General features: G+C 39.2%; 10 protein-coding genes. 4 read left to right on the top strand and 6 right to left on the bottom strand.

Translation table 11 applies throughout. From position 1 onward, the window contains the following. Positions 1-16 precede the first annotated feature (16 nt). Complete coding sequence (locus I6F47_RS08045; RefSeq protein ID WP_197183652.1) at positions 17-1,099, top strand: efflux RND transporter periplasmic adaptor subunit; 1,083 nt, start codon at positions 17-19, stop codon at positions 1,097-1,099. A 2-nt stretch (positions 1,100-1,101) separates the two neighbouring features. Then, positions 1,102-4,170 carry an efflux RND transporter permease subunit gene (locus tag I6F47_RS08040; protein WP_197183651.1) on the top strand — a complete coding sequence of 1,023 codons (3,069 nt, stop codon included), beginning with the start codon at positions 1,102-1,104 and terminating at the stop codon, positions 4,168-4,170. A 108-nt stretch (positions 4,171-4,278) separates the two neighbouring features. Here I6F47_RS08040 and I6F47_RS08035 read toward each other — a convergent pair whose 3' ends face one another. Continuing rightward, positions 4,279-4,611 carry a PBPRA1643 family SWIM/SEC-C metal-binding motif protein gene (locus I6F47_RS08035; RefSeq protein WP_010552992.1) on the bottom strand — a complete coding sequence of 111 codons (333 nt, stop codon included), beginning with the start codon at positions 4,609-4,611 and terminating at the stop codon, positions 4,279-4,281. A gap of 242 nt (positions 4,612-4,853) precedes the next feature. On the opposite strand from I6F47_RS08035, the gene I6F47_RS08030 reads away from it, so the two are divergent. Both I6F47_RS08030 and I6F47_RS08025 read left to right on the top strand, forming a co-directional pair. Then, positions 4,854-5,111 (top strand): MetJ regulator of methionine regulon, encoded by a 258-nt coding sequence (locus I6F47_RS08030; protein ID WP_165722761.1) that lies wholly within the window; start codon positions 4,854-4,856, stop codon positions 5,109-5,111. Positions 5,112-5,170: 59 nt separating this feature from the next. Beyond that, positions 5,171-5,755: a hypothetical protein gene (locus I6F47_RS08025; protein ID WP_165722760.1), complete on the top strand. Its 585-nt coding sequence runs from the start codon at positions 5,171-5,173 to the stop codon at positions 5,753-5,755. A 22-nt stretch (positions 5,756-5,777) separates the two neighbouring features. Here I6F47_RS08025 and rluF read toward each other — a convergent pair whose 3' ends face one another. The 5 genes from rluF to glgC form a co-directional block, all read right to left on the bottom strand. Then, complete coding sequence (rluF, locus tag I6F47_RS08020) at positions 5,778-6,815, bottom strand: 23S rRNA pseudouridine(2604) synthase RluF (RefSeq protein ID WP_165722759.1); 1,038 nt, start codon at positions 6,813-6,815, stop codon at positions 5,778-5,780. A gap of 86 nt (positions 6,816-6,901) precedes the next feature. Then, positions 6,902-7,972 (bottom strand): DUF418 domain-containing protein, encoded by a 1,071-nt coding sequence (locus I6F47_RS08015; protein WP_165722774.1) that lies wholly within the window; start codon positions 7,970-7,972, stop codon positions 6,902-6,904. 30 nt (positions 7,973-8,002) lie between these two features. Next, positions 8,003-9,217, bottom strand: a complete 1,215-nt coding sequence (locus tag I6F47_RS08010; RefSeq protein WP_165722758.1) for an HDOD domain-containing protein — start codon at positions 9,215-9,217, stop codon at positions 8,003-8,005. An 89-nt stretch (positions 9,218-9,306) separates the two neighbouring features. Continuing rightward, positions 9,307-10,842, bottom strand: coding sequence for a glycogen synthase (locus I6F47_RS08005; protein ID WP_165722773.1), 1,536 nt, complete (start codon positions 10,840-10,842; stop codon positions 9,307-9,309). Between the two features lie 81 nt (positions 10,843-10,923). Then, positions 10,924-12,225 carry a glucose-1-phosphate adenylyltransferase gene (gene glgC, locus I6F47_RS08000; RefSeq protein WP_002958601.1) on the bottom strand — a complete coding sequence of 434 codons (1,302 nt, stop codon included), beginning with the start codon at positions 12,223-12,225 and terminating at the stop codon, positions 10,924-10,926. Between the last annotated feature and the right edge of the window lie 10 nt (positions 12,226-12,235).

The raw sequence follows: 12,235 nt of genomic DNA, 5'->3' as shown, positions 1-12,235 counted from the left end.
TTGCAACGGAGAAGACATGAAACTCTTTCGTCTATGTTTATTAACAACGACCTTACTTAGCTTAATAGCCTGTTCTGAGCCAGAACAACAAGTTAAAGAAGAGCCTATTCGCCCTGTTAAATTATTCAACATAGGTCATGATACGCAAATTAACATTCGTAGTTTTCCTGCTGAAGTTGTTGCAAACCAAGGCTCGTACCTTGCTTTTAGGGTAAACGGCGAACTTATTAAGTTTCCTGTGCTTGCTGGTGAACACGTTGAAAAAGGTGATTTATTAGCAAAACTGGATCCAGAAGATTTTCAATTACAGTTTGACGAACGTAAAGCGCGCTTTGAATTGGCAAAGTCACAACTTGGCCGTATTGAGCAATTGTTTGAGAAAAAAATCACCAGCCAATCAGAATTAGATCAAGCCACTGCTAATATGCAAATTGCTGAATCTGCATTTAAAATTGCACAAACGAACCTTGAATACAGTGAACTACGCGCACCATTTTCAGGCACAGTGGCTAAGGTGTTTGTTAAAAACTTTGAAAATATTCAAGCAAAGCAAAATATATTACGCTTAGAAACACGCGATTTAATGGACGTAGAAATTCAGGTTCCTGAAAAAATAGTCGCTCGCTTTAAAAAAGGCACCGATTACCACCCTACTGTAAAGTTTGATGGCTTTGACGACAAAGAATACATACTTGATATTAAAGAGTGGGATACCCAAGCAGATCCTGCAACACTTACTTATAAAGTTGTATTTTCGCTACCAGTACCTGAGGACTTTAATTTACTAGCCGGTATGACGGGTAGCGTGCTTATTGATTTAAGTAAAGTAACGCGCTCGCAAGTTGCTTATACAATCTTACCTATCGAGTCGGTGTTTTCTGAGCCGCAAGAATCAATTGAAGATAACGCCTACGTATGGCTTTTTGATTCAAAAACTAGCCAAGTGCATAAACAAGCTGTAAAGGTTGGCCAGTTGCACCGCGATGGTATTGAAGTATTAAGCGGTATTGAAGAAGGCCAAATTGTGGTTTCTGCCGGTGTGCATTCACTAAAAGAAGGCATGAAAGTAAGAGCATGGAATAAAGAGCGAGGCTTATAATTATGAGCTTTGCACAACTCTCCATAGAGAAAAAAGTAATCAGTTGGATGTTTACGCTGCTGCTATTAATTGGCGGTAGTGTGTCGTACTTTGATTTAGGGCAATTAGAAGACCCTGAGTTTACGCTTAAAAAAGCCATGGTTATTACTATGTACCCTGGCGCGTCGCCGCAACAAGTTGAAGAAGAAGTTACTTTTCCGATTGAAAACGCGATTCAGCAATTGCCTTATGTTGATTACGTTACGTCTATTTCATCTAACGGTAAATCACAAATTTCAGTAGAAATGAAAAGTAATTATCGTAAAGAGCAGCTTCGCCAAATTTGGGATGAAATGCGTCGTAAAATTAACGACCTTTCTCCATCGTTACCCAGTGGTGTTTACCCAAGCACTATTTTGGACGACTTTGCCGATGTTTACGGTGTTATGTATTCGGTAACCGGCGATGGTTATTCGTATGATGAGCTTAAAGATTACGTCGATTTTTTAAAGCGTGAACTGGTATTGGTTAAAGGCGTTAGTAAAGTAACCGTTGCGGGGCAACAACAAGCGCAAGTAATGGTTGAAGTTTCTACGCGTAAACTTGCTCAATTAGGTATTGCGCCAAGCCATATATTCCAGTTATTGCAATCGCAAAATACGGTATCTAACGCGGGTAAAATTCGCGTGGGCGATGAATCAATTCGCTTGCATCCTACTGGCGAATTTAAAGATGTAAAAGAGCTCGAAACCTTATTAATTTCAAAATCAGGTGCCAATGAGCTTATTTACTTAGGCGATGTAGCAAAGGTTTACAGAGAGTACGCAGAAGTACCAAATAACATTATTCGTTATAACTCTCAGCAAGCTTTACTTATTGGCGTGTCGTTTATGTCGGGTGTTAACGTGGTTGATGTGGGTAAAAACATAGACAAGCATTTAGCATCACTTGAATATCAACGCCCTCATGGTATTCACATAAATTCGGTATACAACCAACCACAAGAGGTTCAAAAATCGGTTGATGGTTTTATTATCAGCTTACTTGAAGCCATTGCGATTGTTATTGTTGTACTGCTGTTATTTATGGGTTTAAAAAGCGGCATTTTAATTGGTGGTATTTTACTGCTTACTGTACTGGGTACGTTTATATTTATGAAGTTGTTTGCTATCGACTTGCAACGTATATCGCTTGGGGCACTTATTATTGCTCTTGGTATGCTGGTTGATAACGCAATAGTCGTCACTGAAGGCATACTGATAAACCTTAAACGTGGCCAAACAAAACTCAAAGCGGCTGTTAATATTGTTGAGCAAACAAAATGGCCTTTACTAGGTGCAACAGTAATTGCAGTCACTGCCTTTGCGCCAATTGGTTTAAGCTCTGATGCCAGTGGTGAATTTGCCGGTAGCTTGTTTTGGGTGTTGTTTATTTCGCTTTTATTAAGCTGGATAACAGCCATTACGCTAACGCCATTTTTTGCCAATTTAATGTTTAAAGAAAACGAATTTAAAAACGAAGAAGGCCAAGAAGATGAAGACCCGTACAAAGGCTTTATTTTTAATGGTTACAAAGCGATTTTAGATTTAGCGCTGCACTTTAGAAAAACCACGCTTATATTAATGGTTGTTTTACTGTGTACTGCGGTTGTTGGTTTTGGCTCTGTAAAACAGTCGTTTTTTCCTGCCTCTAATACACCTATGTTTTATGTAGATTACTGGCAAGAGCAAGGCTCTGATATTCGCTCAACCCTAGAGGGCGTTAAAAAGCTCGAAGAGTTTTTACAAAAAGAAGACCTTGTTGAAGAAGTAACAAGTACTACAGGCCAAGGTGCACCGCGCTTTATGCTTACCTACGCGCCTGAAAAATCATATCCCGCGTATGGGCAATTAATTATTCGTGTTGCCGACAGAGAAGCCGTAGCAACTGTAATGCAAACAGTGCGTGATTACTCAAGCAATCATGCACTCTCTGCACAGCTTAAAATTAAACCGATGGAAATTGGCCCTTCTACTGATGCAAAAATAGAAGCGCGTTTTTCGGGCCCTGATCCTGTTGTTTTAAGACAACTCGCCGCTAAAGCCGAAGAGCTGATTGGTGAAGACGAAGGCGCGTATAATATTCGTGATGACTGGCGCGCACGTACCAAAATGATTCGCCCGCAGTTTAACGAGCAAAAAGCACGTCGATTAGGTATTAGTAAATCAGACTTAGATAATGTGTTGCTAACGAGCTTATCGGGTAAACAAGTGGGCGTATATCGCGATGGTACACAGTTACTACCTATTATTGCTCGCTCTCCCGCTAACGAGCGCTTAAACGTAGAAAGCGTACACGACCTTCAAATATACAGCCCAGTATTGGGTGTATTTGTACCAGTGACTCAGGTTGTAGACGAATTTGATGTGCAGTGGGAAGACAGCCTAATAATGCGCCGCGATCGCAAACGTACTATTACAGTAATGGCCGATAATAATGTATTAGGGGATGAAACACCTGCAAAACTATTTGCCCGTATTCGCGGTCCGATAGAGAACATGGAACTACCGCGTGGTTACCAACTAGAATGGGGCGGCGAGTTTGAGTCATCAAGCAAAGCTCAAAAAGCAATATTTGGCTCATTACCGCTGGGTTATTTAGCGATGTTTGCAGTCACGGTATTACTTTTTAACTCACTTAAACAGCCACTTGTTATTTGGGCAACTGTGCCGTTGGCTATTATTGGTGTAAGTGCCGGCTTGTTAGCGATGAATGCGCCGTTTAGCTTTATGGGGCTACTTGGTTTGTTAAGCTTAAGCGGTATGCTAATTAAAAACGGTATTGTATTAGTTGATCAAATAAATCTTGAATTAAGGGAAGGTAAATCGCCCTATGAAGCCGTGTTTGACTCTGGTGTGAGCCGTGTACGACCGGTTGCAATGGCAGCTATAACCACTATTTTGGGTATGATCCCGCTGTTATTTGACGTATTTTTTCAGTCAATGGCGGTAACAATAATGTTTGGTTTGGGCTTTGCTACCATACTAACCCTCATTGTAGTGCCAGTACTTTACACGGTTATATTTAGAATTGATTACGAGCCACGTAAGTAGTTAAACATATAATCGGTTAACATTAAAAATGCCACTGGCTCAAGGTCAGTGGCATTTTTATTTAATACCGATGAAAAAAGAAAGGCTACATATTTAGTTGTTAAGAAACTAACCGCAACACTTCTTATATTTTTTGCCGCTACCACATACACAAGGTGCGTTACGCTCTGGTACTTTATCAAATACTTGTGGTGTTGACTTACTAAGCGCAAAGTCTAGTTCGCGAATATCTTCTGGTACGTCTGCTTTAACTTCAATTGAAGCAAACAGCGAATGCTCTTCTAGTATTGCTTCTATTTCTGATTGTCGTTCAGCTGAGTTTACAATTAGCGTTAACGGGTGCAACTCTGTGCCTACCTTTGCAGTACGATTTGGCGCAAATCCATTACTGTTATTTTTACCCATTATGTCGGGCTTACCCATAAAGAAAAATTTTGACATGTTACTTCTATAACCTTTCTACATTATTAAGACGGCGCATCTTAACAGCTTACCCAAAATATAACTAAGGTGTACTTGCTAATGCACAATATAAATCAGGCTTTAGCGTATATACGCCTAATATAGCGACATAATAAGGCCATTTAATGGATTTAGGCAAAATTTAAATTCGAAATATAGTAAAATTATAATGACTCAACTTAGTGGCGTTTTAGTATCTAACTCAATATTATGGAAAAGCATTGGAAAACTTTAAAATTGCAGTACTAATAGCAGGCAGTCTTTTTATAATTTTTGGTTATTTACGCTTTATAACTGACGATAATGGTAACGTGAACTTAAACAACTACCGTTTTACAGGGGGCATATTACTGGTTATTTCCGGTATGGTTGATGGCACACACGACCTTGTTAAGCGCCTGCGCTCTAAAAAAGCATTATCGGCGATTACAATTTATTTAGGTATACTCTTATTTTACATTGGCTTTAGCATTCAATAGCTAAACATTAAGCGCTAATTTGGGCTTTATACAAGCAGCATTTTATAAGTGAATCCCCTGTGACCTTTAAACAACTATTCAACAGCGCCTTATTACTTTTAGTAACAGCACCTCCGCTGGTTTTACTTGCATGGGATGAACAAGCCGATCCCGCTTTTATCCCCAACGGTATATATAACACCTTAACATTTACGTTATTTCCAATAATGACGATCGTGTTATCGGTTGCTTTATTTAGGCACCTATATAAAAAATACAATAATAACTTTGAATTTAAACATACGGTTAAAGATTATATTGTTGAGCACGGGAAATTCCGTTCAGTATTTATACCAATCGGTTTACCTATTTTAATTTACTTATGGTTGTGGACGTCAGTATGTATTTCAGTAAAGTTACTGGCTAATAAATACGGCGATAATATATGGCAGCAAGAATATCAGTTACTCGAAGTAGGTACTTGCCCAGCGGATTATGAATACAGTTGCGCAAAACTGACTGTACTGGATTTAAAAAGCTATAAAAAGCACACTTTTAGATGGTATTTAGATAAAGGTAGATTGGTGAGTTTGCAAAATAACAACGTAAACTTAGTGGGCGTTAAAAGCCCACTTGGTAATATAGTACAAGAAATACAGTGGTAGTAGAATACCACTTAGCTGCACATTATTTTTTTAGACTGAGAATACGGTCCGAGCTTGGTTTTGAGTCTGATTTAGCATTAGACGACTTGTTCTCTTTAATGCTTTTTGGCTTACCCACATACGTTGTAGAACGCTTTTGGTAAGGAGTATTACTGCGCTCATTTTTGCGCTCTGTGTTAGCGTTGCTGCGCTCAGAGTTACGATTTGTATTTCGCTCAGTACTACGCTCATTATTTCGATCACCATTATTAAAGCGTCGTGGGTTTTCGCCCTGAAAATCGCGTTTTTTAGGTGCTAAAGGTACATTATTTTCTGATTGCTTATTAGTATCAAGCGAATGCTCTTGGGTTTTACCAGAATCAGAAATTGAATCGTTTATTTGCGCCATTTCAATATCTGATAGATGACGCCATTGCCCTACTTTTAAACCTTTAAGTGTTACGTTCATTATGCGCGTACGTTTTAAGGTTACAACTTCGTAGCCTAAGTATTCACACATGCGGCGTATTTGACGGTTTAAACCTTGAGTAAGTACTATTTTAAATTCTTTGGGGCCACTTTGCGTTACTTTACATTCTTTAGTAACGGTATCTAAAATAGGCACACCATTCGCCATTTTTGTAACAAACTGACGATTAAGCGGTTTATCTACCGTAACAACGTATTCTTTTTCGTGATTATTGCCCGCACGTAAAATTTTATTAACGATATCGCCTTCGTTAGTTAAAAATATAAGCCCTTCAGACGGTCTATCTAAGCGCCCTATTGGGAATATACGCGTAGGATAATTTACCGCGCGAATAATATTACTTTGAATTTTACTTTCGGTAGTACACGTTATACCAACGGGTTTATTGTAGGCAATGTAAACGCGCTTTGGCGTGGCTTTAAGAGGCTTACCATCAATTAATACAACATCGGTAGCGGCTACTTTTACGCCCATTTCTGGTGAGTAGCCATTAACGCTGACACGACCTTGCTCAATATATTTATCGGCTTCGCGGCGTGAACAAAATCCTGTTTCACTAATAAATTTATTTAAACGTTTTAATTCGGTCATGGCACTTATAGCGTAGTAATTTTTAAGGCGAGTAGTGTAAACCACCCACACTATTTTTTCGCCCCTAATTTACTATTTATAGGCGTTTAAGCACTAATTTTTACTTTAGTTAATTTACGCCATACACATTCAAGCGGACCTTGATTAAAATAGCGGCTGTATAAAAAGGTAAATATGAGCTGCAGCGCAACTAATGCCGTTGCAACTAACCAATAGTCAATACGATCAAAACTGAGCACCCAGTGGGTAAATAGCACTTTATATAACAACAGTTGTATGAGTGTTTGGCTAATATATAAAGTAAATGCTAAGCGCCCTGCTTGTTGAATAAGCTTGCCTACGTGTGCGCTGTTATTGCAAAATTTAACAATTAAATGAATATACAGCGTAGCCATACCTAGGGCCGCAAACATATTTACAAATTCTTGCACCCCATATCCTAAACTGCCATTAAGCTGTGATGCATAAAGCCTGATTCCACAAAAAATAAGGGTCATTACACCGCAAACTATTAATTGCTGAGTAGTTAAGCCTTTACTAAAAACGCCTTGTTTATATAAATAAATGCCAATGAGCATAAGGCCCACGCACATCCACATTGTCATTATTGGCACCATAACAAGCATCAATGTGTTCATAGCGAGGTTACTAATAAAGTAATCAATATAGTGTGGGTTATATAAATCTATAAACTGTGCTGTATCGCGGTAAATTATTTCATCGGGTACGCTAGATACAATAAGCACTGTAGCTACACCCGATAACAAAATAAACTCAAGTCCTCTTTTTAAAAGAACAGTGCTATCACTCTCTAAATATTTAATAACAAACCAGCCAGATACACCGTAAACAAATAAAATATCACCTGCCCAAAGTAAAAAACCATGCGCTAAACCAAAGAGGATTAACCAATAGAGCCTGCTTTTTAACTGCAATTCAGACTTATAACGTTGCCACTGAATGTAAAGTCCGGCACCAAAAAGCAAACTAAACAGCGTTCTAAAACGCCCGTCTACAAACAAGCTGCTAAAGGTATGAATAATTGAGTCGCTAACAGGAGGATTAGTTAAAGAGGTATACCCGTATTCAAAAAGGCCGAAGGCGTAAGCATTCATGTAAACTAGGCCAAGTACGGCAACGCCGCGAATAAAGTCCATATTATAATTGCGCATTAAAGCTATTATCCGTTAAATATTATTCTTATAACTGTCAGCCCAATCGACTGACTGCTGGTAAAGTGGAGGAAGTATAGCACTGTCTATATTTAGCAAAAGTACAGCTTGTTCAAGTGCCCACCAGCTTCCTGTTTCGTATGCTTTAACAACGTTTAAAATATAATAAAGTGTGTTTTTATCCCCTAATAATGCCGTTTTTATTTCATCAGGGAAAGGTAGCTTTTCAACAAGCAAGCTCATTGGTTGATCAAGGATTGCATCTAGCAGTGAAAATAACCCAGTTAAAAATGCTTCGCCTGACTGGCTTTTATTAACCTTTTTTGCTAACAACTCACAAAAACGAGCACGTACAACACACACTTGCATTAGCTCTGCAGGCTTTTTACCCGCTGTATGAGCAGTAACAATAAGGCTCACAAACTTTTTAAGGCGTTCATGGCCTAAATACACAAGCGCTTGCTTTAATGACGATATTTGGCTTTGTATAGGAAAAACACCACTGTTAATTAAACGCAACAATTTATATGCAAGTGCAGCATCAAGCTCAAATAGTCCAGATATAGTTTTTATATCTGGACTTGTTTTCATTATTTCGGCGTAAATAGCGACGACTAAACCATAGTTATAGTCAATGTCATTTTGTTTGATCATGGTGGGTTTTGCAAAAAAATAGCCTTGAAAATAATCAAACCCCATATCAAAGGCGAGCTTATAGTCTTCTTGTGTTTCTATTTTTTCGGCTAGTATTTTTATTTGTTTATGCGCTTGTAACTTATTAATTATGGGCTGTATTTCGCTAAGAGGTGTAATCGCAATATCAAATTTAATGAGCTTCACAAGCTTTAAAAAACGATCCCACTGTGGTTTATATACAAAGTCATCGAGTGCGAGTTTGTAGTTACTATGAAATAAACCTCGGCACAGTTCATAGTTATCGTCGGTGGGTTCTATGGTTTCGAGTAACTCAATCACAACGTCTTGGCATGGTAGGAAAGCACATAAATCGAGCTTTAATGATTCTGGTCCTATATTAATAAGCGCTTTTTTGCCTGATGTAATATGGCGTGTACCTAAATTTAATTGATTTTCCATAATAAGCCTTGCTGTTGCTTGGCCTTCTGCAATATCTGGAAAATAATTTTTTGGACTATCACGAAAAAGTAGCTCATAGGCTACTACTTTTTTACTTCGATTGAATATTGCTTGCCTTGCAACAAATACAGACACATTACCTACTTCTTAGTTTTTATATAATACTAAGTAATTAAACCCTAAGCAGGTACATTTGTCACTAAACTTTAAAGTACAGCAACGATTTACCGGTATAAGGTTGTTATATAATCAGTTGCCACTTGTGGCCACGAAAAACGCATTTTCTCTGCGCTGTGCTTAATTTTATGCCACTTTTTAGGATTTTGCTTTTTAATTAAGAGAGTTTCGTCTAAACAGCTAATTAAATTACTCGTTTGCGTTGCTAACGTATCTCCATTAAAGCTAAAACCATTTTCGTGGTGTTTAACTGTATCTTTTAATCCGCCAACACTGTGAACTAAACACGGTTGCCCCGCACGCATTGCTAGCATTTGGCTAATACCACAAGGCTCAAACGAGCTTGGCATTAAAAATAAGTCACCTAGCTGATACATTAAATCGCCAACACCTTGACCATAGCCCTTCAAAAATAAAAGATTAGAATTACGCGCCATTGCTTTGGTAAATATGCTTTCGAGTTCTTTGTCACCCGAACCTAGAATAATAAGTCTGCCGTTATGTTCATTAATGACTTGGCACACTTTATCAATAGCTAAAGCCTCATTAACCTGCTGGCACAATAACAACACTTTTTGCTCTGTAAGTCGGCCAACGCTTGTGACTAATGGGCCATTATTAACCGTTGCTTTAAATTGCTGTAGTCGTTGGTGGGCAATATAGTAGCCGCTTTGTAACTGCTCGCTATTTGCCATCCAAGTAAATAAAGTATTCTCTGCTTGGCTATAAAAATCAGCGAGAGTTGCTCCTTCAAGTGCATTGCTTGGATATTCGCAGCCATTTAAAATACCGACAAGCTTACCTTGGCTTGCTGCATTTTGCAGATCTTGCTCAAGCCCTTCGCCACCAAAAAAACCATGCTCGTAATTACTAGGTTCAAGAACCTCTTGGCTGTAGGTTGGTGATACAACATGTATTTTATCGCACAGATTTATTGCACTGCGCATAGGATTAAAGCAATGAGGGTAACGCGGGTCGCATAGTTGCTGGCCATTATAACTAAGTGACGGAAACCATGCCTCTAAGCTTGAGTCGTCGTGTTTAAAAGGTCTTATACCTTGCAGTGCAATATTATGCACTGTGTAGGCAATGGGTAAGGTATTAAGTGAGCTATAACGTGGCTCAAACTTAAGTAAAACTGCAACGCAGGCGCTGTGCCAATCATGTAAATGTAGCGCTGTAGGGCGCTTTAATACACCTTGTAATAATGCTTCGCAGACAGCTGCATTAAATAAAGCAAATTTTGTCGCGTCGGTAGCAAAAGGCCTCCCCGGTGCATCGTTACAATATACACTGCCTGATTCACTAAATAGCGGGTGGCTAATAACAATTTGGCTTACATTATTTTGGGCTTGTTGTACTTTAAAAATGGTTAATACATGGGGTTGAGCATTAAATGCAACGGTTACTTCACCTATATAAATACGCTCAAGCGGCTCAAACCCGTAGTCAGGAATAACAACGTCAACCGTTATACCTTGTTTTGCGAGTGCCCTTGGCGCATCGCGTACTACATCTGCCACACCGCCTACTTTTGCGCCTGGTAACGCGTCATTTTCTGCTGCAACCATTAATACATGCATTAATTTACTACTTCCTTTAACCTGTGTGGGCTTGCTCATAAATGAGCAAGCTTTGTTGTCGTGCTTAATATTTAACGTGTTTTACGCTAGCTTTTTATTCTCACGCGCTTGGCGCTCTAACTTTTTTGCAAGCTCAGTGAGCATATCACGAGTAACAAGAACGATGCCTTTCTTAGATACTCTAAAGCCGTTTTCTTCATCTGTTTTTTTGTCAAAACCGATTTCGAGACCTGCCGGTATTTCACAGCTCCTATCTATAATCGCACGCTTAATTTTACAACCTCGATTTATAACCGCACCGGGTAAAATTACCGACTGCTCAATGGTACAAAATGAGCGAACGTGGACATTAGAAAACAAGAGTGACTTTCTAACCGCAGAGCCCGAAATAATACACCCACCCGACACAGTTGAGTCTAATGCCATACCGCGCCTATCTTCGTCATCAAAAATAAACTTAGCAGGTGGTAGTTGCTCTTGATATGTCCATATTGGCCACGTTGGGTCGTATAAATCAAGTTGTGGTTCTGGCATTACCAATTCCATATTAGCCTCCCAGAACGAATCTAGCGTACCTACATCGCGCCAATAAGGCTGCCCTTCTTGGTTTGGATCTCTAAATGGGAAAGCAAATACATTATGCTCTTCTATAATTGCTGGAATAATATCGTGACCAAAATCTCGGCCAGAGCCTTCATTCTCAGAATCTTTTTTAAGTTGCTCAAACAAAAATTCAGTATTAAAAATGTAATTACCCATTGATGCTAAACATGTACCTGGCTTGCCGGGTACGGAGCTCGGCATTGCTGGTTTTTCATCAAAACGACACACTCTGTTTTCTTCATCAACGGTCATTACACCAAACGTATCTGCGGCTTCCTCTACGGGCACTTCAATACAACACACTGTCATATCTGCGCCCTTTTGCACATGTTCAGCTAATAAAGCGCCATAGTCCATGCGATACACATGATCTCCAGACAAAATCATCACATATTTAGGAAGCTCGTGGCGAATAATATCTATGTTTTGAAAAACAGCATCTGCGGTTCCACAGTACCAATCATCACCTTGGCGCTGAGATGCAGGTAGTATTTCAACCGACTCACCAAGCTCTTTTTTAAAGTGGCCCCACGCGCGGTTTACATGGCGAATTAATGAATGTGATTTATATTGTGTAGCAATACCAACACGTCTCACACCCGAGTTAATGCAGTTTGATAGTGGAAAATCGATAATTCGATGCTTACCACCAAAGTAAACTGCTGGCTTTGCTCGCCAATCGGTTAACTCATGCAGGCGAGAACCGCGACCACCTGCCAGTATTAACGCGTAAGTTTCTCTGGTTAGGCTACTTATGTAGCGATTTGCATAATTAGGCATAATACTCTCT

Source organism: Pseudoalteromonas sp. NZS37 (assembly GCF_015864265.1).
Taxonomy (GTDB): domain Bacteria; phylum Pseudomonadota; class Gammaproteobacteria; order Enterobacterales; family Alteromonadaceae; genus Pseudoalteromonas; species Pseudoalteromonas arctica.
This window is presented reverse-complemented; position numbering and strand designations above follow the sequence as displayed.

Bases quoted from the DNA above. Each gene is read 5' to 3' on its own strand.
- rluF (WP_165722759.1), bottom strand. From the start codon at position 6,815: ATGACCGAATTAAAACGTTTAAATAAATTTATTAGTGAAACAGGATTT.
- I6F47_RS08005 (WP_165722773.1), bottom strand. From the start codon at position 10,842: ATGCATGTATTAATGGTTGCAGCAGAAAATGACGCGTTACCAGGCGCA.
- I6F47_RS08040 (WP_197183651.1), top strand. From the start codon at position 1,102: ATGAGCTTTGCACAACTCTCCATAGAGAAAAAAGTAATCAGTTGGATG.
- I6F47_RS08035 (WP_010552992.1), bottom strand. From the start codon at position 4,611: ATGTCAAAATTTTTCTTTATGGGTAAGCCCGACATAATGGGTAAAAAT.
- I6F47_RS08045 (WP_197183652.1), top strand. From the start codon at position 17: ATGAAACTCTTTCGTCTATGTTTATTAACAACGACCTTACTTAGCTTA.
- I6F47_RS08015 (WP_165722774.1), bottom strand. From the start codon at position 7,972: ATGGACTTTATTCGCGGCGTTGCCGTACTTGGCCTAGTTTACATGAAT.
- glgC (WP_002958601.1), bottom strand. From the start codon at position 12,225: ATGCCTAATTATGCAAATCGCTACATAAGTAGCCTAACCAGAGAAACT.